Annotated in this window: 26 protein-coding genes; 12 read left to right on the top strand and 14 right to left on the bottom strand. The window is 68.6% G+C overall.

Going from position 1 to position 26238, the window contains the following annotated elements; translation table 11 throughout:
- Positions 1-40: 40 nt before the first annotated feature.
- The 4 genes from prmC to OXS27_RS04915 form a co-directional block, all read right to left on the bottom strand.
- A complete protein-coding gene (gene prmC / locus OXS27_RS04930; RefSeq protein WP_267354642.1) occupies positions 41-955 on the bottom strand; it encodes a peptide chain release factor N(5)-glutamine methyltransferase in 915 nt (304 codons plus the stop codon).
- 7 nt (positions 956-962) lie between these two features.
- Positions 963-2048: a peptide chain release factor 1 gene (gene prfA / locus OXS27_RS04925; RefSeq protein ID WP_267354640.1), complete on the bottom strand. Its 1086-nt coding sequence runs from the start codon at positions 2046-2048 to the stop codon at positions 963-965.
- Between the two features lie 195 nt (positions 2049-2243).
- Positions 2244-4505: a phosphoenolpyruvate--protein phosphotransferase gene (ptsP, locus tag OXS27_RS04920; protein WP_243921067.1), complete on the bottom strand. Its 2262-nt coding sequence runs from the start codon at positions 4503-4505 to the stop codon at positions 2244-2246.
- Positions 4506-4694: 189 nt separating this feature from the next.
- Complete coding sequence (locus OXS27_RS04915) at positions 4695-5930, bottom strand: aspartate kinase (RefSeq protein ID WP_243921068.1); 1236 nt, start codon at positions 5928-5930, stop codon at positions 4695-4697.
- A 189-nt stretch (positions 5931-6119) separates the two neighbouring features.
- Here OXS27_RS04915 and ubiG point away from each other — a divergent pair, with 189 nt between their 5' ends.
- The 6 genes from ubiG (at position 6120) to OXS27_RS04885 (ending at position 10290) form a co-directional block, all read left to right on the top strand.
- The gene (gene ubiG, locus OXS27_RS04910; RefSeq protein ID WP_267354810.1) at positions 6120-6881 is read left to right on the top strand and encodes a bifunctional 2-polyprenyl-6-hydroxyphenol methylase/3-demethylubiquinol 3-O-methyltransferase UbiG; all 762 of its coding nucleotides are present in this window, start codon (positions 6120-6122) and stop codon (positions 6879-6881) included.
- A 46-nt stretch (positions 6882-6927) separates the two neighbouring features.
- Positions 6928-7497, top strand: a complete 570-nt coding sequence (locus OXS27_RS04905) for a YbhB/YbcL family Raf kinase inhibitor-like protein (RefSeq protein ID WP_267354638.1) — start codon at positions 6928-6930, stop codon at positions 7495-7497.
- 178 nt (positions 7498-7675) lie between these two features.
- Positions 7676-8215, top strand: coding sequence for a PAS domain-containing protein (locus tag OXS27_RS04900; protein WP_267354636.1), 540 nt, complete (start codon positions 7676-7678; stop codon positions 8213-8215).
- Positions 8216-8415: 200 nt separating this feature from the next.
- Positions 8416-8541 carry a type B 50S ribosomal protein L36 gene (gene ykgO, locus OXS27_RS04895; RefSeq protein ID WP_003601867.1) on the top strand — a complete coding sequence of 42 codons (126 nt, stop codon included), beginning with the start codon at positions 8416-8418 and terminating at the stop codon, positions 8539-8541.
- Positions 8542-8665: 124 nt separating this feature from the next.
- The gene (locus OXS27_RS04890) at positions 8666-9277 is read left to right on the top strand and encodes a tetratricopeptide repeat protein (protein WP_243921074.1); all 612 of its coding nucleotides are present in this window, start codon (positions 8666-8668) and stop codon (positions 9275-9277) included.
- On the top strand, positions 9274-10290 hold the full coding sequence (locus tag OXS27_RS04885) for an alpha/beta hydrolase (RefSeq protein ID WP_267354592.1): 1017 nt from the start codon (positions 9274-9276) through the stop codon (positions 10288-10290). The genes OXS27_RS04890 and OXS27_RS04885 overlap by 4 nt, the downstream gene beginning before the upstream one ends.
- A 59-nt stretch (positions 10291-10349) precedes the next feature.
- Here the strand turns inward: OXS27_RS04885 and pyk are convergent, their stop codons facing one another.
- The 3 genes from pyk to OXS27_RS04870 form a co-directional block, all read right to left on the bottom strand.
- Positions 10350-11786 (bottom strand): pyruvate kinase, encoded by a 1437-nt coding sequence (gene pyk, locus OXS27_RS04880; protein WP_243921079.1) that lies wholly within the window; start codon positions 11784-11786, stop codon positions 10350-10352.
- A 106-nt stretch (positions 11787-11892) separates the two neighbouring features.
- Positions 11893-12315, bottom strand: a complete 423-nt coding sequence (locus OXS27_RS04875) for a DUF1036 domain-containing protein (RefSeq protein ID WP_243921357.1) — start codon at positions 12313-12315, stop codon at positions 11893-11895.
- A 127-nt stretch (positions 12316-12442) separates the two neighbouring features.
- On the bottom strand, positions 12443-13762 hold the full coding sequence (locus OXS27_RS04870) for a glycerate kinase (RefSeq protein WP_267354589.1): 1320 nt from the start codon (positions 13760-13762) through the stop codon (positions 12443-12445).
- A gap of 178 nt (positions 13763-13940) precedes the next feature.
- Between OXS27_RS04870 and OXS27_RS04865 the strand changes: the two genes are divergently transcribed.
- From OXS27_RS04865 to OXS27_RS04855, 3 genes are all read left to right on the top strand, one after another.
- A complete protein-coding gene (locus OXS27_RS04865) occupies positions 13941-14705 on the top strand; it encodes an N-formylglutamate amidohydrolase (protein ID WP_267354588.1) in 765 nt (254 codons plus the stop codon).
- 56 nt (positions 14706-14761) lie between these two features.
- On the top strand, positions 14762-15070 hold the full coding sequence (locus OXS27_RS04860) for a DUF1244 domain-containing protein (RefSeq protein ID WP_243921359.1): 309 nt from the start codon (positions 14762-14764) through the stop codon (positions 15068-15070).
- A gap of 103 nt (positions 15071-15173) precedes the next feature.
- Positions 15174-15452 (top strand): DUF2312 domain-containing protein, encoded by a 279-nt coding sequence (locus tag OXS27_RS04855; RefSeq protein WP_243921361.1) that lies wholly within the window; start codon positions 15174-15176, stop codon positions 15450-15452.
- A gap of 58 nt (positions 15453-15510) precedes the next feature.
- Here OXS27_RS04855 and OXS27_RS04850 read toward each other — a convergent pair whose 3' ends face one another.
- Positions 15511-17343: a nucleotide pyrophosphatase/phosphodiesterase family protein gene (locus OXS27_RS04850; RefSeq protein WP_267354586.1), complete on the bottom strand. Its 1833-nt coding sequence runs from the start codon at positions 17341-17343 to the stop codon at positions 15511-15513.
- 328 nt (positions 17344-17671) lie between these two features.
- Entirely contained in the window at positions 17672-18709 is a 1038-nt protein-coding gene (locus OXS27_RS04845; protein ID WP_243921087.1) for an aspartate-semialdehyde dehydrogenase, read from the bottom strand.
- Positions 18710-19026: 317 nt separating this feature from the next.
- Here OXS27_RS04845 and OXS27_RS04840 point away from each other — a divergent pair, with 317 nt between their 5' ends.
- The 3 genes from OXS27_RS04840 to OXS27_RS04830 all read left to right on the top strand — a co-directional run bounded on the left by OXS27_RS04840 (position 19027) and on the right by OXS27_RS04830 (position 22206).
- Entirely contained in the window at positions 19027-19878 is an 852-nt protein-coding gene (locus tag OXS27_RS04840; RefSeq protein WP_267354583.1) for a hypothetical protein, read from the top strand.
- A gap of 136 nt (positions 19879-20014) precedes the next feature.
- Positions 20015-20431, top strand: coding sequence for a hypothetical protein (locus OXS27_RS04835; protein WP_313899337.1), 417 nt, complete (start codon positions 20015-20017; stop codon positions 20429-20431).
- Between the two features lie 155 nt (positions 20432-20586).
- Complete coding sequence (locus OXS27_RS04830; RefSeq protein WP_267354581.1) at positions 20587-22206, top strand: gamma-glutamyltransferase family protein; 1620 nt, start codon at positions 20587-20589, stop codon at positions 22204-22206.
- A gap of 4 nt (positions 22207-22210) precedes the next feature.
- On the opposite strand, the gene OXS27_RS04825 is transcribed toward OXS27_RS04830, so the two are convergent.
- The 5 genes from OXS27_RS04825 to bfr form a co-directional block, all read right to left on the bottom strand.
- The gene (locus OXS27_RS04825; RefSeq protein WP_267354580.1) at positions 22211-23173 is read right to left on the bottom strand and encodes a hypothetical protein; all 963 of its coding nucleotides are present in this window, start codon (positions 23171-23173) and stop codon (positions 22211-22213) included.
- Between the two features lie 88 nt (positions 23174-23261).
- Positions 23262-23936 carry an alpha-ketoglutarate-dependent dioxygenase AlkB gene (locus OXS27_RS04820; RefSeq protein WP_267354578.1) on the bottom strand — a complete coding sequence of 225 codons (675 nt, stop codon included), beginning with the start codon at positions 23934-23936 and terminating at the stop codon, positions 23262-23264.
- Positions 23937-24572, bottom strand: a complete 636-nt coding sequence (locus tag OXS27_RS04815; RefSeq protein ID WP_267354576.1) for a 2,3-bisphosphoglycerate-dependent phosphoglycerate mutase — start codon at positions 24570-24572, stop codon at positions 23937-23939.
- A gap of 10 nt (positions 24573-24582) precedes the next feature.
- Complete coding sequence (gene dapB, locus OXS27_RS04810; protein ID WP_243921100.1) at positions 24583-25380, bottom strand: 4-hydroxy-tetrahydrodipicolinate reductase; 798 nt, start codon at positions 25378-25380, stop codon at positions 24583-24585.
- Between the two features lie 329 nt (positions 25381-25709).
- Positions 25710-26207 (bottom strand): bacterioferritin, encoded by a 498-nt coding sequence (gene bfr, locus OXS27_RS04805; RefSeq protein WP_243921102.1) that lies wholly within the window; start codon positions 26205-26207, stop codon positions 25710-25712.
- Between the last annotated feature and the right edge of the window lie 31 nt (positions 26208-26238).

Below are 26238 nucleotides of genomic sequence, written 5' to 3'. Positions count from 1 at the left end.
CTGCGCTGTGGCCAATTGCGGCGCAATCGGGCGTGTGGGCCTATCCGCTGTCGGACGACACGTGGGGATCCCCCAGGGTTTTGGGAAGACCGAAACACAGCACACGATCATGACCCGCGAGATCGCGGGTCAGGCCGCGATCCGCGAAGCCGGCCGCGACGGCCAGGTCGCGGACTGTCTCGGCCTGATCGTATCCGATCTCCAGGGCGAGCATTCCCCCAGGGGCGAGCAGGTTTTGGGTCCGGACGCCATCGAGGATACGTCGATAGGCATCGAGACCGTCCGGGCCGCCGTCGAGGGCAGCCAGGGGATCGTGCTCGTACACCTCGCGGTGCAGGGTCCGGATGACGTCGCGCGCGATGTAGGGCGGGTTCGAGACCACGAGATCGAAGCACCCCCGGATGGCGTCGCACCAATCCGACACCGCGAACGCTGACCGACTGCCGAAACCGTTCGCCACGATATTGTGACGGGCTATCCTGAGGGCGGGCTCCGAACGGTCAAGACCGGTGCCGAAGGCGCCGGGAAGCTCACTCAACAACGCCGCCAGGATGCAGCCGGAGCCCGTGCCGAGATCGAGGCATCGCACCGGTGCGCTCCGGTCCGACACCGTGGCGAGCGCGGCTTCGACCAAGATCTCGGTGTCGGGCCGCGGGACCAGGGTCTCGGGTCCGAGGCGGATGGGTAGGCCCCAGAACTCCCACGCGCCGAGGATACGGGCTACGGGCTCGCCGGACAGGCGCCGCGCCAGCGCAGCATCCAGAGCGGCCGCCTCGTGATCGTGCAGGCGCTGATCCCCGGCGACGAGAAGGTCGCGCGCCTCGAGCGCGAGGAGCCCCATCAGCAGGAAGCGGGCATCGCCCGACGCTTCACCAAGGCCCCCCGCATGCAGCACGGCCGTGCTGCGCCGAAGGGCCGCGCGGCGGGACAGGCCGTGGCTCGATCCGGATGTCACGCGCCGCTCAGGCCATGCCCTCGGCGGCGAGGAGCTCCGCCTGATGTTCGGTGATCAGGGCGTCCACCACCTCGTCGAGGGCCGTGCCGGCCATCACCTCCTCCAGCTTGTAGAGGGTCAGGTTGATCCGGTGGTCGGTCACCCGGCCCTGCGGAAAGTTGTAGGTGCGGATCCGCTCGCTACGATCGCCCGAGCCGACCTGCGCCTTGCGATCGGCCGCCCGGACGGAATCCTTGGCGCTCCGCTCGGCCTCGTAGAGCCGGGCGCGGAGCACCGCCATGGCGCGCGCGCGATTCTTGTGCTGCGAACGCTCCTCCTGAACGAACACCACGATGCCGGTCGGCAGATGGGTGATGCGGATCGCCGATTCGGTCTTGTTTACGTGCTGGCCGCCCGCGCCCTGGGCGCGCATCGTGTCGATCTTCAGATCCGCGTCGTTGACGTGGATGTCGACCTCCTCGGCCTCGGGCAGCACCGCCACGGTTGCGGCCGAGGTGTGGATCCGCCCCTGCGTCTCGGTATCGGGCACGCGCTGCACCCGATGGGCACCGCTCTCGAACTTGAGGCGCGCGAACACGCCCCGCCCCTTCACCTCTGCGACAACTTCGCGGAAGCCGCCGGCCGTACCCTCGCTCTCCGAGATCACCTCGACGCGCCAGCCCTTCGACTCGGCGTACTTCGCGTACATCCGGAACAGGTCACCGGCGAACAGGGCGGCCTCATCGCCGCCGGTGCCGGCCCGCACTTCCAGGATGGCGCTTTTCTCGTCGGCGGCATCCTTTGGCAGCAGCAGGAGTTGCAGGTCGCGATGCGCCGATTCGAGGGCAGCCTGCGCCTCCGGCTTCTCCTCGGCGGCGAGCGCCCGCATCTCGGAATCCGTGCCGGGCTCATCGATCAGCGCCTCGACGCCGGACAGATTCTCCGAGGCCGCACGGTAGTGGCGGATCGCCTCCACCACGGGACCCAGGTCGGACAGCTCCCGCGACAGCTGGACCACGGTGTCTGGGGTGCCCTCGCCGGAGGCGAGCTGCGCGGTGACGATATCGTGCCGCGCCAGGATGGCGTCGAGACGCTCGGTCGGAAAGGGGATCATCGCCCGTGATTCTAGAGTTGTTCGCAAGGCGTCCCGGCCGGGACGTGGAGAAGCACGGACGGCAGGGTTCGAGCCCCGGCGCCAAGTCCTCCCCCATGCCTCTCCCGTACGGGGACGGACACGGCGGCGTGCCGCCCGGAAACGTCATGGCGTTGCCCTACAACTCCGGCCGAACGGTCGGCAAGAGTCGAGACCCTAGATAGGTACGCCGTGGGCGTGCGCGAAGGCTGTGAGAGCCGGGCGCAGGGAGTCGCCGTCGTGCATCCGCGCCATCTCGGTGTCGATCAGCTCGGCCACCGCCCGGGCATCCAGGCTCAGCACCATCGCCTTGACCGGACCGATGGCAGCCGGCGACATTGACAGGTCGCGATAGCCGAGGCCGATCAGCGCCATCGCGTCCAGGGGGCGGCCGCCGATCTCGCCGCAGACCGTGACGGGACAGCCGGCTGCGTTCGACCGCTCGGCGATCAGCCGGAACGCCCGGAGCGCAGCGACGCTGAGCGGATCGAAGCGGTTGGCGACGCGGCGGTTTTCGCGATCCACCGCGAACAGGAACTGCATCAGGTCGTTTGAGCCCACCGACAGGAAATCCGCCTCCTTGGCAATCTCGTCGATCTGGAACAGGAGCGAGGGCACCTCGATCATCGCTCCGAGGCGGCACTCGGTCGGGAGTTCGTAGCCGTGGCGCTTGAGGTAGGCCTTCTCGCGCTCGACGATGCCGCGGGCGCGGACGAACTCGTCCACTGTGGCCACCATCGGAAACATGATCTTCAGCGGATCGCCGTTGGCTGCCTTCAGAAGCGCGCGAAGCTGCATCCGCAGCAGAGCCGGCCGGTCGAGGCCGATGCGGATCGCCCGCCAGCCGAGCGCAGGGTTCTCTTCCTCGAGCTTGGCCATGTACGGCAGGATCTTGTCGCCGCCGATGTCGAGGGTGCGCACCGTCACGGGCTTGCCCTTCGAGGCGGCGAACACCTTACGGTAGAGTTCCTGCTGCTCGACCGCGGAGGGCATCCGCTGCGCCACCATGAATTGCAGCTCGGTGCGGAACAGGCCGACGCCCTCGGCGCCGGTCTCCTCGAGGTGGCTGAAGTCGACCAGAAGCCCGGCATTCAGATGCAGCCCGACCCGCACCCCGTCGCGGGTCTGGGCCGGCACGTCGCGCAGCGCCCGGTACTGCTCCTGCCGGCGGGCGCGCAGGCGCACCATCTCGGCATAGGCCGCCTCGACCTCGGGGCCGGGCCGGACATGGATCTCGCCGGCCACGCCGTCGACGATGATGGCATCGCCCGCGTCGCAGAGCGCGGTCGCGTTCTCCACCTCGCCCACCGCCGGGATGCCCAGCGCCCGGGCCACGATGGCGACGTGGCTGGTGGGACCGCCCTCCTCCAGCACGATTCCGCGCAGCGTCGACGCTTCGTAATCGAGGAGCGCCGCCGGTCCCATCGTCCGCGCCACCAGGATGGCGTTCTCAGGCAGGACGAAAACCCCCGCCGCGCCAGGGCCGATCAGTGCCCGCAGCAATCGATTGGCGAGGTCATCGAGATCGTGCAGCCGCTCGCGCAGGTACGGGTCGGACTGGCGCATCATCTTGGCGCGGTTGTCCGACTGGACCCGCTCGACCGCGGCCTCGGCGGTCAGGCCGGAGGCCACCGCCTCGCGCATCCGCCGGAGCCAGCCCTTGTCGTGGGCGAACATCCGAACGGTCTCCAGAACCTCGCGAGATTCCGCCGTGCCGATCCGGTCGCCGCGCTCCACAAGGGCATCGATCGCCGAGCGGACCTCCTCGATCGCCGCGTCGAGCCGGGCGACCTCGCGATCGACGTTCTCGGCAATCAGCGTCTTCACGATCACGCGGGGCTCGTGCAACACCACGTAGCCGAGGCCGATCCCGTCGGCGAGGGCGATGCCCCGGGACAGGACCGGGCGACGGGCGGCCGTGCCTGCGTCGGGGGCCAAGCTTTCCAGTTCGCCGGAGGCGATCATCTCCGAGAGCACCATGGCGGTGGTCTGGAGCGCCTCGATCTCCTCCTCGGAGTAGACGCGGTAGGTCTTGTTCTGGACTGTCAGCACGCCGAGCGTGTTGCCGGCACGGAGCAGCGGCACGCCCAGAAAGGCGTGATAGGCCTCTTCGCCGGTCTCCGGTCGGTACGAGAAGGCCGGGTGGTTCTGCGCGTCGGACAGGGAGAGCGGTTCGGCCGTGCGGGCGATCAAGCCGACGAGGCCCTCGTCGGTGCGCATGCGGGTCTGATGGACCGCTTCGAAGTTCAGACCCTCGGTGGCAAACAACTCTAAGGTGTTGTCATCCCGCAGCACGTAGACCGAGCACACCTCGGCCACGACGTTGGCGGCGATCAGGACGACGATGCGGTCGAGGCGTGCCTGGGGGCTGACCGGCTCCGCCATCGCTTCGCGGAGGCGGCGCAGCAGCAGGCGCGGGCCTCCGGGCGCAGCGGGCATCTGTTCGTCGTTCCAGTGTCGATGAGCGGTCTTGGCGTCGACCACCCTGCAACCTTGGCGCCAAGCTCGGGACGGCCGGCGCCGGATGAACCGTCGCGCTCTCGCCAGACGTGCTCTGGGATCGGCGAAACGGCCCGCGACTGTTCAGGTCGCACCATGCGCCCCGATCGAAACAGCCTCGTCCCAGGCTCAGGCCTGATCCAGGCCGTATAGCGAGTGGAGCGTGCGCACGGCAAGCTCCGTGTAGGCAGCGTCGATCAACACAGAGAACTTGATCTCCGACGTGGTGATCGCGCGGATGTTGATTCCCTTCTCGGCGAGCGCCCGGAACGCTTTGGCGGCGACGCCCGCATGGCTGCGCATGCCGACGCCGATCGCCGAGACCTTCACCACGTCGGTGGCGCCCTCGATCTGCGCGTAGCCGATCTGCGTCCGCGCCTCGTCGAGGATCTTCCTGGAGCGCTCGTAATCCGCGGCCGGCACCGTGAAGGTCATGTCGGTGGTCGACTGGTCGCCCGACACGGTCTGGATGATCATGTCGACGTTGATGTTGGCATCGGCCAGGGGCCCGAAGATCGCGGCGGCGACGCCGGGGCTGTCCTTGACCCGACGCAGGGTGATCTGCGCCTCGTCCCGGGAGAACGCGATCCCGGTGATGATCTGCTGTTCCACGGTGTCGTCCTCGTCGCAGATGAGGGTGCCGGGACGGGCGGCGTCCGGCGGATCGAAGGAGGAGCGGACCGTCGTCGGCACCCGGTGGACCATGGCGAGTTCAACCGAGCGGACCTGCAGCACCTTGGCGCCGAGCGAAGCCATCTCCAGCATCTCCTCGAAGGTCACCCGCTCCATCCGGCGGGCCTTCGGTACGATGCGTGGGTCCGTGGTGTAGACCCCGTCCACGTCCGTATAGATATCGCAGCGCTCGGCGCCGATCGCGGCCGCCACCGCCACTGCCGAGGTGTCGGAGCCGCCACGGCCCAAAGTGGTGATCCGGCCGGTCTCGGCGTGGATGCCCTGGAAGCCCGCGATCACCGCGACCTCGCCCTTGGCGAAGCCCGCCTCCAAATTCTTCGGGTCGATCTCGTCGATGCGGGCCGAGCCGTGCGCCTCGGAGGTCACCACCGGGATCTGCCAGCCCTGCCAGGAGCGGGCCTTCAGCCCGTCCTTCTGGAGGGCGATCGCCAGGAGGCCGGCGGTCACGAGCTCGCCAGAGGCGACGACGGCGTCGTACTCCCGGGGGTCGTAGAGCGGGTTCGCATCCTTGACCCAGTCGACCAGCTCGTTGGTCTTGCCCGACATGGCCGAGACGATCACGGCGACGTCGTAACCGGCCGCCACCTCGCGGGCGACGTGGCGCGCGACGTTGCGGATGCGGTCGACGTTGGCGACGGAGGTGCCGCCGAATTTCATCACCAGACGGGGCATGGGCTCTCGGTCGCGGGTTCCCGATGGCGACGGGGCCGGACCGACGCGGGCGGTCCGAAGGGTGCTGGGCGGGTACAAGCGGCTCGTTGAGGTGTCAACAACCGGCCAAGCATGACGCCCGCGCGCCGCAGCGACTTGGATGACGCCGTCGTGCTAAGGGCCGGCCGGACCTTCGAGGACGGGACGCGCATGGACAGGGCAGCCACGGATCGCGGCAACGGGGGCTTCGTCGATCACGGCGAGGTCGCCCGGTTCGACGCGCTCGCCGCGACGTGGTGGGACGAGTCCGGTCCGATGCGGGTGCTTCACCGATTCAATCCGGTGCGCCTCGCCTATATCCGCGACGCTCTATGCCGCCATTTTGGGCGCGACCCGCGAGCCCCCTTCCCGCTCGACGGCCTGACGATCTGCGATGTCGGCTGCGGCGGCGGCGTTCTGTCGGAGCCGCTGGCTCGGCTCGGCGCGACCGTGACGGGGCTCGATCCGGCGGAGCAAAACATCGCGGTCGCCCGGTCCCATGCCGAAGCGGCCGGCGTGCCGGTCGATTATCGCGGCGCGACGATCGAGGCGGTCGTGGCCGACGGGGAAAGGTTCGACGCCGTACTGATCATGGAGGTGGTGGAGCACGTCTCCGACATGCCGGCCTTCGTGCGCACGGCCTGCGCGGCCGTGAAGCCGGGCGGGATGCTGTTCGCCGCGACCCTCAACCGGACGATGCGCTCCTTCGCGCTGGCGATCGTGGGCGCCGAGTACGTGCTCGGCTGGCTGCCGCGGGGCACGCATGATTGGGGGAAGTTCGTGACGCCGGACGAGCTCGGCCGGGCGATCCGGACGGGCGGCCTCTCGGTCAGCGACACGGTGGGGGTCGTCTACAACCCGCTGACCGACGGCTGGCGCAGCGGCCGGGACACGGCGGTGAACTACATGGTCGCATCCGCGCGACGGGACTGAACCGGACGCACCCTCCGCCGTTGGCACCGCGGCGGAGACAGTGACGATGCTCGAAAAGATACCCAGTGCTTTGGGCGAAGCCCTGTCGGGCCTTAAAGCAGGCACCGAGAAGACCGCCTTCCACGCATCCTTTCCGGACGTCCCGGCATCGCTCACCCTGAGCAGTGATGCGTTTGCTGACGGGGCTGCGATACCGGCCCGTTGCACCGCAGATGGCGAAGGCCTGTCGCCGCCGCTCGCCTGGAGCGGCCTGCCGCCCGGCACCGCATCCATTGTGCTGCTGGTCGAAGATGCCGGTAGCCCGACGCCGCAGCCGCTGGTCCATCTGATCGTTTGGAATCTCCCGTCGGAACGGTCGGGTTTGGACGAAGGCGATGTCTCGGAGCCCAGCGCCAGTCCGGATGTCCCGCTCGGTCGAAACAGTTTCCTGCAGACGGCCTGGCTCCCGCCGGATCCGCCCAGCGGCCACGGCCAGCACGCCTATCTGTTTCAGATTTACGCTCTGGGGCAGACCCTCGACCTCGATGAGAATCCTGGCCGCAGCGCTTTGCTCGACGCAATGAAAGGCCTCGTCTTGGCCAAAGGCGTGCTGATCGGGACTTACGCCCGCGCGTGAGTGTCGACGGGTGTCGCACAATTGGGGCGATGACCGCGAACAACACGTAGTGCCACGTTTGACGAGCTTCTTATATTCCTCTTAGCATTTCTCAATTCTGGCAGCACCGTCGAAGTGTGATAGGGGAACGGGCCTGTTGGGGGTCGACGCGCGGTCGAAGCGGCGGGGCAACGGGCGCGTGGCACGCGCACTCGCAGCATCTGACGTTGGCACCTGGGAATGGCATCTGGACGACGAGATCCTCCGCTGCGACGCAGTCGCGGCCGGGATGCTCGGGATACCCAGGGCACGGGGCGATCGCGGCGGGAGCTTCACGTCTCTCCTCGACCGCATTCACCCCGAGGATCAGCTGCGGATCGAGGCGCTGATCGACGATCTTCGTCGGCAGGGCGGCCAGTTCGCGCCACAGTTCCGGACCGTTCCTGAAGCGGATGATGTCCGGTGGGTTCTGGCGCGCGGGCGCTTCAATCTAGACGCCGGGAATTCCGTGTGCGAGGCGCGCGGAATCGTCATCGACGTCACCGCAAGCAGCCATGCCGGCGTTCTCGATGAGGTCACCTTCCGCGCGACGGACGTGGAGGCCGGCGGGATCGACCGTGTCGCCGAGTTGGCGCTGATGCTGTTTGAGTCGGCGGCGAACCTGGGCCAGCAGCAGTTCGATCGACTCAAGCCGGTACTCGACGTGTTGCTGCATGAGATCGGACGCCAGCTGGTGTAGCCGTCGCCGATCCCGCATCTGGAGAGCATTCATTGACCGTCCTGTCGTGGCGGCGCCTTGCCTTACCGGGGGCAATCCTGATATGGCGACTCCATTCCGCGATGCGTGTGCCGTGATCGCCGGACGTGTTCGCGCGTCCAGCCCCGCGACGACGTTCCCGACACCCTTTCCATGGAGGGCCCTCCGGGCTCGAGAGACCGATGAAGATCCGCAACTCCCTCAAGTCCCTGCGCGGCCGTCACCGCGACAACCAGCTCGTGCGTCGCAAGGGCCGGGTCTACGTGATCAACAAGACCCAGAAGCGCTTCAAGGCCCGTCAGGGCTGAAGCCATTCGGATAGCCCGGCTCAGGCCGGAATTCAGCAGCCGCGCCCACCCGAGCGCGGCTGTTTTCGCATGCGCGGCACCGGGGCACGTTGACGAGCTTGTCGACGGCGAACACTCTGGCCCCATGATGCCGACCCGCCTCCCCGCCGCACTGGTCTGCCTCTTGGCGCTGATCGTGGTATCGCCCGCCGCGCGGGCTGCGCCGGAGCCGAATCGCTCGGGGCGGACGGCGCCGGAGGCGAAGCCCGCGCCCAAGCCACCGAGCCTCGACGACCTGTTCGCCCGCTTGCGTGCCAGCGAGGATCCTGTGGAGGCCAAGGGCATCGCGAAGCTCATCGAGCGGCGCCTCGCCGGCTCGGGCAGTCCGACTGCCGACCTGCTCACGGATCGCGCCCGTCAAGCCGTCACCGCCCACGATTTTCCCCTCGCCGCTGAGCTGATGGACCGGGTCACGGCCCTTGAGCCCAACTGGTCCGAGGGCTGGAACCGGCGCGCCACGGTGTTCTGGCTCCTGACCGACAAGGACGACGCCATCGGCGATCTGAAGCGTGCCCTGGTTTTGGAGCCGCGCCATTTCGAGGCCTGGGCCGCCCTCGGCCGGATCTACGAGTCGCAGGACGACAAGGCTCGCGCCCTGTCGGCCTTCCGCCGGGCGAAGATGCTCTACCCGCAGATGGACAAGATCGGTGAGGCGATCGACCGCCTCGCACCGGAGGTCGACGGCCGCGACCTTTGACGCGGATGCTCGGCCTTCTCCTCACGCTCCTGGCCCTGCCGTTCGCGGCACTCGGCCTCGTCCTCGCCATCGGAGCGCTCGTTAGCTTCGCGATCACGCTGCGGGTGAACGCTACCTATCCGCCGGCCGGCCCCTTCGTCGCGGTGACTGGCGGCCGTCTCGCCACGCTTCAGGGTGGGCCGGCGGACGGGCCACCGATCATCCTCCTGCATGGCGCCTCGGCCAACGCATCGGACCCGATGGAGGGAATCGGTCGGCGCCTCGCCGCACACGGGTTCCGGGTCATCGCCTTCGACCGCCCGGGCTTCGGCTGGAGCGACCGGATCGCGGGCGCCGAGGCCGCTGCGCCCACCGTGCAGGCGCGCCTGATCGCGGAAGCGCTCGCCCATATGGACGTCGGTCCGGCGATCGTCTTCGGCCATTCCTGGGCCGGGTCGCTGGCCCTGGCGCTTGCCCTCGATCATCCGGAGCGGGTCTCGGCGCTTGTCCTGGCGGCGCCCGTCGCGATGCCGACGCCGGACCGGGTGCCGGATCTGCCCTGGTACTGGCGGGTCGCCGTGCAGCCTTCCGTGGCGTGGCTGCTCAGCCGCACGATCGGGCCGCCGCTCGCGCAGCAATTCCTGCCGGAGGCGGCACGCCGGGTGTTCACGCCCCAACCGGAAAACCCCGATTATCCGAAAGCCGCCCGCGCCACCCTCGTCCTGCGGCCCGGTACGTTACTCGCGAATGTGCAGGACCTCCTCGGTCTGACGAAGGCGCTGGCGGCTCAGGCCCCACGCTATGGCGAGATCCGGATCCCGACCTTGGTTATCGCCGGTGAGGCGGATCCGATCGTGCGCAGCGCGGAGCAGGCGATGCCGCTGGCCCGGGCGATCCCGGGCGCGCGGCTGGTCCTGCTGCCGGGGATCGGCCACATGCTCCAATACGTGGCGTCAGACCGCGTGACGGAGGAGATCGTCACGCTGTCTGACAGTTTGGCCTATGCCGCGACGGCTGCACCCGCCGCACATTGAGGCGCTCTCTTCACGTCGCTCCGATGTCGTTTCCTCGAGCACTGGAACTCGAGAGCGCGTCACGCCTTCTCGGCGTGCTCGCGGGTGATGAAGGTGAGCCGCACGAGATTCGTGGCTCCGGGCGTGCCGAACGGAAGGCCGGCCACCACGATCACCCGATCGCCCACCGCCGCGAACCGCTCGCGAACCGCGAATTTGGCGGCGCGGAACGACATGTCGTCCACGTCACTGGCATCCTTCGTGACGATCGGATGGGTGCCCCAGGCGAGCGCGAGGCGGCGCGCAGTCTCGCGCCGGGGCGTCAGGGCGATCACCGTGGCGTTCGGGCGCTCGCGCGACAGGCGCAGGGCGGTCGAACCGGAACTCGTCCAGGCCATGATGGCGTCGAGGTCGAGGGCGTCGACCATCTGATGCGCGGCCGCCGCGATCGCGTCGTTGGCGGTGTGGTCCGGCGTGGCGCTCTGGGCACGGATGATCGACCAGTAAAGCGCGTCTCGCTCAACCTGCTCGGCGATGCGGCTCATGGTTTCCACCGCGGCGAGCGGATGCGCGCCCGAAGCGCTCTCGGCCGAGAGCATCACGGCATCGGCGCCCTCGTAGACCGCGGTGGCCACATCCGAGACTTCGGCACGGGTCGGGACAGGCGCCGTGATCATCGACTCGAGCATCTGGGTCGCGACGACGACCGGCTTGCCAAAGCGCCGGGCTCCCCGAACGATGCGCTTCTGCACGCCAGGCACCTGCTCCAACGGCATCTCCACGCCGAGATCGCCGCGGGCGACCATCAGTCCGTCCGAGATCTCGATGATCTCGTCCAGTCGGGTCAGCGCCTGCGGCTTCTCGATCTTGGCCATCACCAGGGCTCGGCCGGCACAGACCTTCTTGACCTCCGCCACGTCCTCGGGGCGCTGAACGAAGGACACCGCGATCCAATCGGCGCCCGCATTGAGACCCGCGTTGAGATCCGCCCGATCCTTGTCGGTCATGGCCGGCACCGGGATCACCGTGTGGGGCAACGACACGCCCTTGCGGTTTGAGATGCGGCCGCCGACCTCGACCCGGGTCACCGCCCGGTTCTCCGATGTCTCGACCACCGAGAGCCGCAGCTTGCCATCGTCGAGCAGGATCGCGTGGCCGGGCTCCAGGGCCTGGAGGATCTCCGGATGCGGCAGGTGGCAGCGTGCGGAATCGCCGGGCGTCGGGTCGCCGTCGAGCACGAAGCTCGCACCGGCCTCGATCGTGACGGCGCCGTCCGCGAACGTGCCGAGCCGTAGTTTCGGCCCCTGCAGATCGACGAGAATCCCGATCGGACGCTTGGCCTCGCGCTCGATGATGCGGATCGCCTCGACCTTCTCGGGCAATTTTTCCCGGGGAAGATGGCTCATGTTGAGCCGGAACACGTCCACGCCCGCGCGGAACAGCCGTTCGATCATCTCGGGTGAATCGGAGGCCGGCCCGAGGGTGGCGACGATCTTCGTGCGGCGGGAGCGTTTCAAGCGGGATCCTCCGGGTATTTCACCGCGAGCCTTCAGGCGTCGTCGGGTTATTGGGACGGATGCGGGGGCGACCCGCAGCGAATCGTACAGTGACGGCGCCGTCGCCCTACGGTTTGGCGGGGACGTCCGCGCGGTTCGGATCGGTCAGCTGAACAGTCCAGCTCTTCTGCTCGCCGGTATCGACTTCGAAGAAGCCATTGCGGTCGTAGCCCCTGGCGAGACAATCTTCGAGTCCGCGGATGGTGAACTCGGAATCACGGGTACACATGAGCGAGCGCCCACTCCACTCGCCGCCGCGCGTGTAATCCACCGCGAACACATAGTAGAATCGGGCCGCCAACGCACCTTTCAGCAGGGTCTCGCAGGCCTTCGGTGCGAGGTCCCACCACCCCTCCGTGACCCAGCCCTGCGGATCGCGGTAGCCCAGCGAGATCCCGACCTTGCTGCCGGTCTGGTTGCACAGGCGCAGGTCGGCTTTCGCCGGGCCCGCACCGAGGAGCGCGAACCCGAGGACCGTGAGTGCGGGCAGGAGTTGAGCCGCCCGGACGCGAACGCTGAAGCCATGCCCGATCGCGCTGCAATCGCCCACGGCTCCAAGCCTTTGGTTTGGGGCGCTCTTCTGCGCCGAACCGGCGTCCACGTCCGCGGAGAACGCACTAGTTGACGAGGATGATGCGGCAATCGTTGACATTGGTACAGGTCGGGCCGGGATTCACGAGGTCGCCGAGAGCCGCGAAGAACGCGGTCGAGTCGTTCTGCTCCAGCATCGCGGCCGGGTCGAGGCCGGCGGCGCGGGCGCGCTCGAGGGTGGTGGGATCGACGATACCGCCCGCGGGGTCGGTGGCGTGGCCTCGGCCGCCGTCGGTGCCGTCGGTATCGGCACTGATACCGGAAATGCCCGGCTCGCCCGCCAGGGCGACGGCGAGGGCCATCGCGTATTCCTGGTTCGGCCCGCCATTGCCCTCACCTCGGATGGTGACGGTCAGTTCGCCCCCTGAGATCAACGCAACCCGCTGGCCGGAAGCCTTGTAGCGCTTGGCCGCGACGGCGTGCTCGGCGGCGACTTCGCGGGCCTCGCCCTCCAGATCGGCGCCCAGCATCACGGGCTCGTAGCCGGCCGCCCGGGCCGCCTCGGCCGCCGCGTTCAGGGCGTCGATCGGGCGGGCGATGATGCGGTATTCCGCCCGGGCGAAAGCCGGATCGCCCGCCTTCGGCGTCTCGTTGTTCGGGTCGTTGAGCAGGCGCGTCGCCTCTTCCGGCAGCGGGATGTTGCGGCGTTCGCAGATGGCCCGCGCATCGGCCAGCGTGGACGGGTCTGGCACGGTCGGCCCGGACGCGATCACCGCCGGATCGTCGAACGGCACATCCGAGATCGCCAGCGTCAGGATCCGCCGTGCGTTGCGGGCGGCGAGTGCGAGGCGCCCGCCCTTGATTCGGGAAATGTGCTTGCGGACCGTGTTGATCTCGCCGATCGGCGCGCCGGAGCGCAGCATCGCGCGGGTGATCGCCTGCTTCTCGATCAGCGTCAGATCACCGGCCGGGGCGATCCAGTTGGCCGAGCCGCCGCCGGAGAGCAGCACCAGAACCTCGTCGTCCGGCCCGGCCTCTGTGGCGAGCCGCAGGGCTTCCTTGGTCGCCGCAATGCCGGCCTCGTCAGGTACGGGATGACCGGCCTCGACCATATGGATCCCGGGCGCGTCCTGTCCGTAGCCATGGCGTGCCACCGCGAGCCCCACGATCCGGTCGTCGCCGAGGCCGTGCTTCTGCCGGTAGAAGCGGCTCGCCACGGCACTCATGCTGCCCGCGGCCTTGCCGGCGGCCAGGATGATCAGCCGGCCCGGGCTCGGTTCGGGCAGGTGCGGCGGCAGGGCGAGATCGGGATGGGCGGCCCGGATCGCCGCCGCGAGGAGGCTGTCGAGGAGCGCGCGCTGCGCCTGAATGGCGGGATCTGCGGCGGGCGGGACGGTCTCGGTCATGGCGTCGGACGGGCTCCTCTCTCGACCCGATCGCACGATCCCCACCCGTTTCTTGCCGGGGCGGCGGGCCCGTTTCTTGCCGTGAGCGCACGATCCTTGATAGGTGATCTGCCCGAGCCTTCGCGCCACGGCAAGCGCCTTCGGCGTGCCCGCACAGATTGGAAGACCTCGGAGCCCCGTGACCCGTCCGGAGAATGAAGCCGCCGCCCAGGTGCCGCATCCCTGCGAGATCATACCGGGCGATCCCGCCTGCGGCCTCGTCATCGCCTGCGACCATGCCTCGAATTATGTCCCACCGGACATCGAGCTCGGCCTGCCGCCCTCCGAATTCGCCCGGCATATCGCCTACGACATCGGTGCCGCGGCGGTGACCCGGAGCCTGGCGGCGCAGCTCGGCGCGCCGGCGATCCTAACGAATTTTTCGCGGCTCATCATCGATCCGAACCGCGGCCGGGCCGACCCGACACTGGTCATGCGCCTCTCCGACGGCGCGGTGGTTCCGGGCAATGCCCGGATCGACGCGGCCGGCAAGCAGGCGCGGATCGCCCGGTTCTACGCGCCGTTCGACGAGGCCATCGACGCCGCGATCGGAGCCGCAGAGGCAGCGGGGCGACCGGCTAAGATCCTGACCATGCACAGTTTTACGCCGTACTGGCGTGGCATCCCGAGACCCTGGCAGGTCGGCATCCTGTACGACCACGACGCGCGCTTCGCCCGACCGCTGATCGACGCGTTGGCGGCCGATCCGGCCGGGCTGACGGTCGGCGACAACCAGCCCTATGGCGGCGGCCTGCCGGGCGACACGATCGACCGCCACGCCACAGCGCGCGGGCTTCCGAATGCCCTGGTGGAGATCCGCCAGGACCTGATCACCGATGAGGCCGGTCAGGCGGAGTGGGCCGCGCGCTTCGCCCGCATCCTGCGTCCGCTGATGGCGGCTTGATCCCGGCGCTACCGATTCCGAAATTCGAGTTCGTACGCGAAGAAGGCACGCGATTGATGAATGATCTCGAAGCACGCACGCAGGTCGAACTCGAAGCAGCCGTGTTCCGCCGGCTGGTGGCGCATCTGCGGACGCGCACGGACGTGCAGAACATCGATTTGATGAATCTCGCGGGCTTCTGCCGGAACTGCCTGTCCAATTGGTTGAAGGACGCCGCCGACGAGAAGGGCGTGGCGCTCACCAAGGACGCGAGTCGGGAGGCGGTCTACGGCATGCCGTATGAGGTATGGAAGGCGAAGCATCAAACCGAGGCCAGCCCCACGCAGCAGGCGGGCTTCGCGGCGAATCAAACCAAGGGGCATTGAGGAGCCGCGAATCGGTTCAGCTTCCGGTAAGTTCGCCCCATTAACCACGGGTCAGGGCGCAACTGCGCCGTGTAGTCCGGAGAGCCCCATGAACGCCCATTCGATGCCCAGCGCCGCGCAGCGGCCCGGCGGCGACGTCTCGTCGGCCGAAGGCGTGGCCGCCGACGAGCTGAAGCAGTTCATCGAGCGGCTCGAACGGCTTGAGGAAGAGAAGGCCGGCATCATGGGCGACATCAAGGAGGTGTTCGCCGAGCTGAAGGGCCGGGGTTTCGACTCCAAGGCGGTCCGCACCATCCTGCGGATCCGCAAGCAGGATCACAGCGAGCGCCAGGAGCAGGAAGCCATTCTGGAGCTGTACATGCAGGCGCTCGGCATGGCGTAGCCCGCCGACACCGTGCCGGATCTTGGGTCCGGCACGGTGTCGGGCGCCATCGGGGTCATCAATGGGCTTCGGCTGACCCCGGATGGACTTCGTCGATCAAACCCAGCGTTCGCCCCGGATAGCCGGCCGCATCGAAATAGCGGGTCTGTCCGACGGTCTGATAGCGCAGGATCGTGGTGAGGCCGGTCGTGTCCGGCTCCGAGCGCAGGACATGCGTCTCCGCTTTCGGCGTCGCCCCATTGGCCAGCGCCTCCGTGAGCACCCGCCCGACCAGCGTGCCCTTGTCGGGGATCATGAGATCGAGGATCCGCGCGATGGTCTTGCCGAGATCGGCATTGCTCGCCGGGACCGGGCTTTCGAGGCCGGCGCGGAAGCTGGGGCCGGCGGCGCCCATCACGTTGCGCGTATCGGCCCGCGAGAAGCTGCCGTGCATGCCCTGGCCCTGCTGCAGCCCGGTATCGGAGACTTCCACGCCGCAGGTGGTCGGATCGGCGCAGCCGGTGGAGAAGCTGCGGAAGTTGACCACGATGGCGGGCATCGGCGTCAGGGCCGAGCCGTCCAGCGCGATGGCCGACAGGGGCAGCGTGCCCGGGATCGAGCCCAGAGCGGCGCTGACGAATATGCCGCTGACGTAATCCTGCCGGGACAGAGCCTCGACGACCCGCTGCGCCAGGGCGCGGTCGCCGTTCGGAATGTAGACGAGGTCCGAGCCGCCATTGGCCGCCACGACCACGTCGGGCTTGGCCGGATCCGTGCCGATCAGGCCGTTCGCGCGGCTCGGGAAGGTCTCCGCCCCGAGCTTCGCACCCTTGGCGTCCGGATCGAACAGGCTGAGGCCGAGCGCGTGCGCGATGTCGATGGCGACGAAGCCCGGCGGCAGCTGACGGCTCGGGACGCCCTTGTAGCTCTGGGTCGCCGCAAAGCTCGTCGCGCTCTCCTTGGAGATGGTCGAGAAGCCGTGATCCGAGGTCAGGATCACGTCGGTTGTCTCTGCAAGCCCCTGGTCCTTCAGGGCGGCCAGCAGCGTGGCGAGGTTGGTGTCGGCGTTGCGGATGGCGGCGAGGCTGGTCGGGCCGTTGATGCCCGGGACCAGCCGGCCGAGACTGTCGCCCTGGTTGTGCTGGGTCCCGTCCGGATCGCGAGACCAGAACACCAGGACGAACGGCGCCTTGCGCGCCTTGAACAGCGGCAGCACCGCCTTGGCGGCGACATCGGCGAAATAGGCCTGCTGATCGACGTTGGCGGCGAGCGTTCCCGGCGCGTCGGCATTGCCGGCCGCACCGTTGGCACCGCGGGTCGGCGCCTGGACCGGCAGACCGGCGGTGCCGAGACGGACCTTGAGCTCGTCGCTCAGCGGGATCCCGGCGGGGCGGCCGGTGCTGTCATCGATCAGGATCGTCTCCTGGCCGGATCGGGACGTGTGATCGAAGACCAAGGACGGCCCGAGCTTGCCGATGCTGGCGGTCGACAGCCCCCTGGCGTGCGCCGCCCGCAGGATCGTCTCCTCGTTCAGGTAATTGCCGGCGAAATGCTCATCGACATCGCCGAGCACCGGATCACTCTCCAGGAACGGCGTGAGGCTTTCGCCCGCCCCCGGCACCGGGAAGGCCGTGTAGATCGTGTTCCCGTACTGGCCGGTATCGCCGAGCATGTGCCCGGTCGCCATCGCGGTGGCGTTCGGCATCGTAAAGGTCGGGAACAGGGAGTGGGTGTTGGTGAAGCGTACGCCGGCCTTCATCAGCCGATCCAAGGTCGGGGCGTTGGCGGCGGTGACCATGCCGTAGCGCAGACCGTCGGCGACGAAGAGCACGACGTTGCGGGGCTCGGCCTGTGCCTGGGACGAACCCAGGAGCGCCAATCCGATCAGGCAGGATGAGAGTGCACGCCGCACGACGATTCTCCGATGGTTTCGGTGACCGGCGTGAGGGCAGAGCGTGACAGACGCGTGACAGGGGCGCTTGCCAAGCGCGGTGGGCCGCAGATCGCCGACAGGGCCAACCATGGCGGCGATTACCCCTCGCCCCGCTTGCGTGGAGAGGGCTTCGGCGACCTCGTCGTCGCCGAAGCGAGGCGTTAGCCGAAGGTGAGGGGGCGATTCAGGACAAGACTCACACGGACTCGTCCCCTCACCGCCGTTCCGGCTGCGCTTCCTGCAGGCACGACAAGGTGCCTGCTAGCCTCTCCCCGCACGCGGGGAGAGGGGGACGTCGCGGTGGCCCTCAGGCGGCGCGCTTGGACCGGTTGAGCAGCTTCCGGTTTACGAGCACCTCGGCGATCTGCACCGCGTTGAGGGCCGCGCCCTTGCGCAGGTTGTCCGAGACGCACCAGAAGTTCAGACCGTTCTCAATCGTCGCGTCCTCACGGATGCGCGAGACGTAGGTCGCGTCCTCGCCGGCCGCCTCGTGGGGGGTCATGTAGCCGCCGTTCTCACGCTTATCGATCACCAGCACGCCGGGGGCGGCGCGCAGGATCTCGGTGGCCTTCTCGGGCGAGAGCGGGCGCTCGAACTCGACGTTCACCGCCTCGGCGTGGCCGATGAAGACCGGGACGCGGACGGCGGTGGCCGTCAGCTTGATCTTCGGGTCGAGCATCTTCTTGGTCTCGGCGACCATCTTCCACTCTTCCTTCGTGTAGCCATCCTCCATGAACACATCGATGTGGGGGATGACGTTGAAGGCGATGCGCTTGGTGAACTTGCCGCCTTCCTTGATCTCGCCCGCGGTGAACACCGCGCGGGTCTGATTGAACAGCTCGTCCATCGCCTCCTTGCCGGCGCCGGAGACCGACTGGTAGGTCGAGACCACGACGCGCTTGATCGTGGCCGCCTCGTGAAGCGGCTTCAAGGCGACGACCAGCTGCGCGGTCGAGCAGTTCGGGTTGGCGATGATGTTGCGCTTGGTGAAGCCGACCACCGCGTCGGCGTTCACCTCGGGCACGATCAACGGCACGTCGGCGTCGTAGCGGAACGCCGAGGAATTATCGATCACGACGCAGCCCTGCTGGCCGATCCGCGGGGACCACTCCTTCGACGTCTCGCCGCCGGCCGACATCAGGCAGATGTCCGTGTCGGAGAAGTCGTAGGAATCGAGCGTTTTGACCTTGAGCGTCTTGTCGCCGAAGGAGACCTCCTGGCCCTGGCTGCGGCGCGACGCCAGCGCCACGACCTCGTCGGCGGGGAAAGCCCGCTCGGCCAGGATATCGAGGATTTCGCGGCCCACGTTGCCCGTGGCGCCGACGACGGCGACCTTGTAACCCATCTCTCGTCTCCGCGCGGAAAACCCCGACCGATCCGGGTGCCACGCTCAAGCCAGACATATCGGCCGAAGGATCGTTCCGGCCGGACGGCGCCCGCCGAACGGACGCGGCCGCGGATCCCATCCTCTACGGAGGTGGGATCGACGGCCTGCCCGAGCAAGGCGCGCCCGGAACAGTGCTGTCAAGGCCGGGGCCGATGCAACGATCGATTCACCCTGATGCGGGGAAACCGGTGACGGCCCTGGGATCGCCAGGGGAATTCAATCCTTCGCCCTGACGATCGCGGACGGAACACGCGGTTCTCTGTTCGCAGGGTGTCATGGTGGCGGGATCGGGGGAGGCACTGGACGGGCGCGCGCCCGCCGGTCCGATAGAAGGGCTTACCGGTTGGGTGACGCTGTCGCCGGGCGCCCTTGGCGTGCGTCTGGTGCTGGCCTCGGCCGTAATCGCCCTGCTCTGCGTCGCCGCATGGCGTCCGGGCCGCGGACCGGGTTCACCCGGGGGCGCAGCCGCTGTGGCGATCGAAGTCGACGGTGGCTTCAAGCCCAGGATGCCGGCCGCGCCGGCTGCGCCGCCGGTCCCCGTCGCCCTGTTCGATCTTGCGCAGCCCGGGATCGATCCGGTGCACGTCACCGCCGGGCTGGAGCCGCACACGGGTCTGCGCGAGGATGTGCTGAGCCGCGGGGATGTGGCCGCCATCGAGGCTCCGGCGCTGCGGCTGACGCTCACGCGCGGCACGAATGCCGGCGCGGCCCCGACCCTGTTCATCCTGATGGCCCGGCGCGCCGCTTCCGGCCCGTCCCTCGACCGGCCGGCGCTCGCGGTGGTCCGGACCGGATCACGCGGCCGGATCCAGACCAAGTTCGGTGCGGTCGATACCCTTGAGGTCACGTTCGGCAATCCCGCGCCTCGGACCTGCCTGGGATTCGTCACCCTGGAGGCCGGCTTCCGGCTCGACGGGTGGTCCTGCGCCCCGCTGGGACAGCCACCCGAGGCTCAGGCGCTGGCCTGTACGATCGATGCGCTGAGCTTCGTCGATCTCGCCGATCCCGAGACGACGGCTGCCTTCTCGGCGGCAGCGTCCGCGTCCCGCTCCTGCCCCGTGACGAAGGTTGCGGAGGTGTTTGTTCCGATCACACCCGCGGGGAAACGAGGGCGCAATAAAAAATAAGGCCTGAATGTGGCAAAACGCACAAGCTCAGCCATAAAGGCGGAACAACAGCCTCGCCCAAGCGTCTTATCGTGAAAGGCGGCGAACTGTTAAGCTTCGGTCGCCATACTGGTGGCACTCACACGCAAGGTTAGCCATGCGCTCGTTCAGGATCGCACTTCTCGGCGTTATCGCCGCTGCCGGCTTTGGCGCCTCTGCGCCGGCTCAAGCGCAGGACGGTTTCGTTCCCGGCCCGATTTATAGCGTGAGCCGTCCCCTTCCGATCCGAGTTCGCCCGCGCAGCTGGCTGGACGCCGGCAACGTGCCGCTGACCTCGAACGTTCCGGGCGCCGGCGGTTCGCGCAACCCGGCCCTGAACCCCTACCTGATCGCGGCATCGAACCAGCTGACCCCGCCCTACGGCCCAACCGATCGCTTCGGCCGCGGGATCCTGCCGGATCCGATCACCAACGGCCCGTTCATCGGCGCCCGCTCGTCGGCCGTCCGCAACGTCGACCTGTCCTTCGTTGATCGGCTGGACCCAACCTCGCCGCTCTACGGCCGCCCCTACTAAGGCGATTCGTCGAAACATGACGTGCTTTCGAGCGCGGGCCTTCGGGTCCGCGCTTTTCGTTTGCGACCTCGCGGTTTCGGGCCTTCACCGATACCGGTAATCCTGTATGCCAAGCGGTGCAGAAGCCGACAGGTTGCCGAGGCGGGATCCGAGCCATGAAGCCGTTCGACTGGACGACCGGATATCCGTCGCTGCGCATGCCGATGTTCGGGCGCAACTGCGTGGCGACCTCGCACGCGCTGGCCGCGCAGGCCGGGATCCAGATACTCCAAGCGGGCGGCAACGCCGTGGACGCCGCCATCGCGACGGCCGCCGCCAAGACCGTGACCGAGCCGTGCAGCAACGGACTGGGCTCGGACGCCTTCTGCATCCTGTGGGACGGGAAGCAGCTGCACGGCCTCAACGCCTCGGGCGGAGCACCGGCGGCCTGGACCCGGGACTACTTCCTGAACAAGTACGGGCCGGCCGAGCGGCCGCCAATGCGTGGCTGGGATTCGGTCACCGTTCCGGGCGCGGTCGCCGCCTGGGTCGCGCTGAGCGAGCGCTTCGGCCGCCTCCCCTTCGCCGACCTGATGCAGCCGGCGATCCGCATCGCCGAGCGCGGCTACCTCGCCCCGGTCGTCGTGCAGCAGAAATGGGCCGCCGCCGCCCGGATCGAGGCGATCACCCGGCAGCCGGGGTTCTCGGACTTCTTCCTGCCGAAGGGTCGGGCGCCGGAGGTCGGCGAGCTGGTGACCTTCCCCGGCGCCGAGAAGACCCTGCGGCTGATCGGCGAGACCAAGGGCGAGGCCTTCTACCGGGGCGAGATCGCCGCGGCGATCGCCGCGCATGCGCAGGCCAACGGCGGCGCCATGACGACGGCCGACCTCGCCGCCTACAAACCCGAATGGGTCACGCCGACGGCGCAGGATTATCGCGGCTCGACGCTCCATGAGATCCCGCCGAACGGCCAGGGCATCGCGGCGCAGATCGCGCTGGGCATCCTGGAGCATTTCGACCTCGCCGACCTGCCCGTCGACGGACCTGAGGCGCAGCACCTCCAGATCGAGGCGATGAAGCTCGCCTTCAGCGACACCTACCGGTACGTCGCCGATCCGCGCGGGATGGAGCTGACGCCCGAGGCGATGCTCGATCCCGCCTACCTGGCGCGCCGCGCCAAGCTGATCGATCGCAGCCGCGCCCAGGTGTTCGGCCCCGGCAAACCGCCCGCCGGCGGCACGATCTACCTCACCGCGGCCGACGAATCCGGCATGATGGTGAGCTTCATCCAGTCGAACTTCATGGGTTTCGGCTCCGGCGTGGTGGTGCCCGGCTGGGGCATCTCGCTGCAGAACCGCGGCTACGGCTTCGTGCTCGATCCGGAGAGCCCCAACGTCGTGGCCCCGGGCAAGCGGCCGTTCCACACGATCATCCCGGGCTTCCTCACGCGGGACGGCGCGCCGGTGATGAGCTTCGGCGTGATGGGCGGCAACATGCAGCCGCAGGGCCATGTCCAGACCCTGGTGCGGATGCTCGACCACGGCCAGAACCCGCAGGCTGCCTGCGACGCACCGCGCTGGCGCGTGAGCGAGGGGCTCGACATCAACGTCGAGTCGGCGATGCCGTCCGCGACCGTCGACCGGCTGAAGGCGCTGGGCCACCGGATCGAGGTGATCGAGGACAGCTACCAGGATTTCGGCGCCGGCCAGTTCATCTGGCGGATGGGTGATCCGGCGACCGAGGGCTACGTCGCGGCGAGCGATCCGCGCCGCGACGGGCAGGCGGCGGTGTGGTGAGGCGCTACTTCAGCTGCACGCTGTCGACCAGCTCGCGGAACTTCGCCAACACCCCGGTCCGCTGATCCTGGCGGACCACGCCCAGCGCGCGCAGATAGCCATCCGGGTTGAAGCGAATGGTCTGCGAGACCACCACCGGTAGGTTGGTGGGCTGGTCGACCGCGCGGGCCACGATCTCGTGCCAGTCGACACCGTTCGAGCGGTAGCTCTGCGCCCGCTCGATCACGAAGTCCTTGAGCGTCTGGTTGGAGGCCAGGGCGGCGCGGGCGAAGCCGTCGCGCTGCTCGGCGGTCGGCGGCTGCTGCACCGCCTGGGCCAGGACCAGGATCGGCTGCTCCAGATTCTGCATCTGGTCCTTCGGCCCCTGGGTCAGCAGGACCGAATTGCCGGCCAGCACCCGGACGGGGCGGAAGCCCGCCATATCGCCGACCCGGAAGGGCAGCGCGTCCACCTGCTCGGTCAGCGTGAGCGCGGGGCGCAGGGAGACCCCGGTCACCATCCGGCGCATGGTCTCCTCGGTCTCGGCGTCGGGCAGCGCCTGGGCGATGACGAGGCCCGTCACGCCGGGGGCGCCGATCACGAGGATCCACTTCCGGATCGGCGGCGCGGAGGCGTTCGGATCCGCAGGCTGCTCGCCGGTGTAGAGCATGCCCTCGTTGTCGCCGATCTTGATCTCCTCCCGCTTCTCGACCGCGAAGCCCTGGCCCAGGAGGTTCGCGTCGGTGAAGCCGCTGACCATCTCGGCGAAGGCGTTCGGCGGCAGTTCGACCACCGATACGGTGGCACCGCCCTCCTTGCGCTCGAAGCCGGTGAAGCGGCGCGACAGCGACATGTCGGCGGGCGGCTCGAAGCCGAAGCGGGATCCCGGCGGGAAGACCGGCTCCCCGGCCCAGGCCGCGGTGCCGAAAACCAGATTCCCGAGGACGAGGGTCCACCCGAGACGCAGCGACAGGTTCCGCACCAGCATCAGCCTTCGTGTCACCAGGGCGGCCCGTCGGGCTGCGCCTCTTGCGATGCGTCGGACGCCGCGTCGCCGCTGTCAAGCGCCTGAGCAATCAGGACATTGGGAGCCCGGGTTCGCCCGCTCGGCCGGTCGTCGCACGCACCCGGCGCAGCGTCAGATTGCAGCGGCCCCCGGCCGGCAAAAACCCCGGCGGGGGATCCTCGGCCAGCAGATCGGCGGATGGATAGAGCCGGTCGATCCCGTGGAAGATCAGCCGCGAGGCGCCCCCGATCACGACGGCATCCCCGGCGAGCAGCCGGATCGAGCGGGTCGGATCGGTACGCCGCAGCCCGCCGTAGCGGAACAAAGCGGGCGCTCCGAGCGACAGGGAGACGACCGGGGCCGCGAAATCCGCCTCGTCCTTGTCCTGGTGCAGGCCCATACGGGCGGCCGGATCGTAGAGGTTGATCAGGCAGGCCTCCGGCGGCGCGGGATACCGCGCCAGGTCATCCCAGGCCGCCAGCGCGGTCGACGGGATCGCGGGCCAGGGCCGGCTGGTCTCGGGGTGCGTCGGCTGATAGCGATAGCCGTCCCGGTCCGAGACCCAGCCGAGCGGCCCGGCATTCGACATCCGCACCGAGAAGGGCTGCCCGGTGCGCGGCATCCGGGGGATGACGGGCGGCGCCGCGTCGAGGATTGCGGCGACCTCCGCGGCGAGTCGGAGACGGGCCGCAGAATCGAGGTAGCCCGGGTGGTGGATCAGGCCCGGCGCCAGTTCGGTCGCCACTCAGGCGCCCGCTTCGTCCCGAGGGAGCACGCTCTTCTCAGCGACCGTCGTGTCGGCGGCGAGCCGATAGATCAGCGGCTCGCCGGTCCTGATTTCGAGGGCAGCGACCGCGTCGCTGGCGAGCCCGTCCAGCACCATCACCAGGGCCCGGAGGGAATTGCCGTGGGCCGCCACCAAGACCCGCTCGCCGCGCATCACCCGGGGCAGGATCGCCGCGATGTAGAAGGGCAGCACCCGCGCAGCCGTGTCCTTCAGGCTCTCGCCGCCGGGCGGGCGCACATCATAGGCGCGGCGCCAGAGGTGGACCTGTTCGTCCCCCCACCGCTTGCGCGCCTCGTCCTTGTCGAGGCCGGCGAGGTCGCCGTAATCGCGCTCGTTCAGCGCGCCGTCCCGCTCCACCGGGATGCCGGCAAGCCCCATCGCGTCGAGCATGAGCGCGCAGGTATGCCGGGCCCGCACCAGCTCGGACGTGAAGGCGACATCGAACGACAAGCCCTCGCGCTGCAGCCGTCGGCCGGCAGCCTGCGCCTCCGCGACGCCGCGCGCCGTCAGCTCGGGGTCGCGCCAGCCCGTGAACAGGTTCTGGCGGTTGAATTCGCTCTGGCCGTGCCGAGTGAGGACGAGAAGGCGCTCCATAGGATCCCCGTCAGAGACCGAGCACATCCGTCATGCTGTAGAGACCCGGCGGCTTCGGGTGGGCCCACAGCGCCGCCTTGACCGCCCCCGTGGCGAAGAGCCCGCGGTCGGCGGCATGGTGGCTGATCGTCAGGCTCTCGCCCGCGCCGGCGAAGATCACGCTGTGATCCCCCACGACCGTCCCGCCCCGCAGGGTCGCGAAGCCGATATCGCCGGGCCTGCGCGCGCCGGTCTGGCCGTCGCGCGTCGAGACGCGGACCGCCTTCAGCTCTACGCCGCGGCCCTCCGCGGCGGCCTCGCCCAGCATCAGCGCGGTGCCCGACGGGGCATCCACCTTCATGCGGTGGTGCATCTCGCTGATCTCGATATCGAACTCGTCGCCCAACGATTTCGCCACGCGCCGCACGAGCTCCGCCATCAGGTTGATGCCGAGCGACATGTTCCCCGACTGCACGATCCGCGCGTGATACGAGGCCGCCTTCAGCGCCTCGCGATCCTCATCCGACAGGCCCGTGGTTCCGACCACGTGGACGATGCGGGCCTGGGCGGCCAGTTCGGCAAACTGGATGGTGGCCGCGGGCGTCGTGAAGTCGAGCACCCCGTCCGCGGCAGCGAAAGCGGCAAGCGGATCATCGGTGACGGCGACGCCCAGGGGCGCGAGGCCGGCCAGGATCCCCGCATCCTGCCCGAGGGCGGACGAGCCTGGGCGCTCGATCGCTGCCGAGAGCGTGCACCCCTCTGCTTCCGCGACGGCGCGCACCAGAATCCGTCCCATGCGCCCATCGGCGCCCACCACGACGAGCCGCATTCTGATCTTTGCCCTCTTATCCCGACAGAAGGGGAGCCGGCCTTGGGCCGCCTCCCCGCTGCCTAACGGATTCCGACGTGCCGGTCTAACACCAACATCCTGAGAAAAAGGCGCTTTTGCCCTCCCCCTTGCGAGGAAGGGCCAGGGGTGGGGGTGGTGCAGAAGGCTCCGTAACGACCCATCCTGCACGGACCCCCACCTCCAACTCCTTCCCACAAGCTCGATCGATCCCGGGCAGGCCCGGTATCGCTAGGGGAGGAGAGAGTGCCTCGGCTCACGAAGTAAAAATGTCGGAGCCCGGCTCCGGCGCGGCCGGAGCCCGTTTCAGATCAATCCTTCTCGGGGGCGATCGGCTCAAGCCCGCCGATGTGGCGCTGCGCGTAGAGCGGCAGACCAATCTGCTTGATCAGCTCCTGTTGCGTCTCGAGGAAGTCGATATGGCCCTCCTCGTCCGTCGCCAGATCCTCGAACAGGATCTTGGACACGCGATCGTTGATCGAATCGCAGTACTGCGCAGCTTCGAGATAGAGCCTGCGTGCCTCGTTCTCGGCCGCGAGATCGCACGCGATGATCTCCTCGACATTCTGACCGATGCGCAGGGGATCCAACTCCTGCAGATTAGGGAAACCGTCGAGGAATAGGATCCGGTCGACGAACCGGTCCGCATGGTTCATCTCTTCGATCGATTCCTTGCGCCAGAATTTGGCGAGGTCAATGTAGCCCCAATCATTGAGCATGCGGAAATGCAGCCAGTATTGGCTGACCGCGGTCAGCTCGCTGCGCAGGCCACGATTGAGATACTCGATGACCTTGGTGTCGCCCTTCATTGCCCCCGAACTCCTTCAGCAAACTCAGGCG

Origin of the sequence: Methylobacterium sp. GC_Met_3 (assembly GCF_026540775.1) — a bacterium.
GTDB lineage: Bacteria > Pseudomonadota > Alphaproteobacteria > Rhizobiales > Beijerinckiaceae > Methylobacterium.
This window is presented reverse-complemented; position numbering and strand designations above follow the sequence as displayed.

Excerpts from the sequence above, each read along its gene's own strand:
- OXS27_RS04835 (WP_313899337.1), top strand. The coding sequence starts at position 20,015 with ATGCGCTCGTTCAGGATCGCACTTCTCGGCGTTATCGCCGCTGCCGGC.
- OXS27_RS04860 (WP_243921359.1), top strand. The coding sequence starts at position 14,762 with ATGAATGATCTCGAAGCACGCACGCAGGTCGAACTCGAAGCAGCCGTG.
- OXS27_RS04855 (WP_243921361.1), top strand. The coding sequence starts at position 15,174 with ATGCCCAGCGCCGCGCAGCGGCCCGGCGGCGACGTCTCGTCGGCCGAA.
- ubiG (WP_267354810.1), top strand. The coding sequence starts at position 6,120 with ATGGACAGGGCAGCCACGGATCGCGGCAACGGGGGCTTCGTCGATCAC.
- ptsP (WP_243921067.1), bottom strand. The coding sequence starts at position 4,505 with ATGCCCGCTGCGCCCGGAGGCCCGCGCCTGCTGCTGCGCCGCCTCCGC.
- OXS27_RS04815 (WP_267354576.1), bottom strand. The coding sequence starts at position 24,572 with ATGGAGCGCCTTCTCGTCCTCACTCGGCACGGCCAGAGCGAATTCAAC.
- ykgO (WP_003601867.1), top strand. The coding sequence starts at position 8,416 with ATGAAGATCCGCAACTCCCTCAAGTCCCTGCGCGGCCGTCACCGCGAC.
- prfA (WP_267354640.1), bottom strand. The coding sequence starts at position 2,048 with ATGATCCCCTTTCCGACCGAGCGTCTCGACGCCATCCTGGCGCGGCAC.
- dapB (WP_243921100.1), bottom strand. The coding sequence starts at position 25,380 with ATGCGGCTCGTCGTGGTGGGCGCCGATGGGCGCATGGGACGGATTCTG.
- OXS27_RS04830 (WP_267354581.1), top strand. The coding sequence starts at position 20,587 with ATGAAGCCGTTCGACTGGACGACCGGATATCCGTCGCTGCGCATGCCG.
- OXS27_RS04915 (WP_243921068.1), bottom strand. The coding sequence starts at position 5,930 with ATGCCCCGTCTGGTGATGAAATTCGGCGGCACCTCCGTCGCCAACGTC.
- OXS27_RS04825 (WP_267354580.1), bottom strand. The coding sequence starts at position 23,173 with ATGCTGGTGCGGAACCTGTCGCTGCGTCTCGGGTGGACCCTCGTCCTC.
- OXS27_RS04870 (WP_267354589.1), bottom strand. The coding sequence starts at position 13,762 with ATGACCGAGACCGTCCCGCCCGCCGCAGATCCCGCCATTCAGGCGCAG.
- OXS27_RS04845 (WP_243921087.1), bottom strand. The coding sequence starts at position 18,709 with ATGGGTTACAAGGTCGCCGTCGTCGGCGCCACGGGCAACGTGGGCCGC.
- OXS27_RS04840 (WP_267354583.1), top strand. The coding sequence starts at position 19,027 with ATGGTGGCGGGATCGGGGGAGGCACTGGACGGGCGCGCGCCCGCCGGT.
- OXS27_RS04905 (WP_267354638.1), top strand. The coding sequence starts at position 6,928 with ATGCTCGAAAAGATACCCAGTGCTTTGGGCGAAGCCCTGTCGGGCCTT.
- bfr (WP_243921102.1), bottom strand. The coding sequence starts at position 26,207 with ATGAAGGGCGACACCAAGGTCATCGAGTATCTCAATCGTGGCCTGCGC.
- OXS27_RS04890 (WP_243921074.1), top strand. The coding sequence starts at position 8,666 with ATGATGCCGACCCGCCTCCCCGCCGCACTGGTCTGCCTCTTGGCGCTG.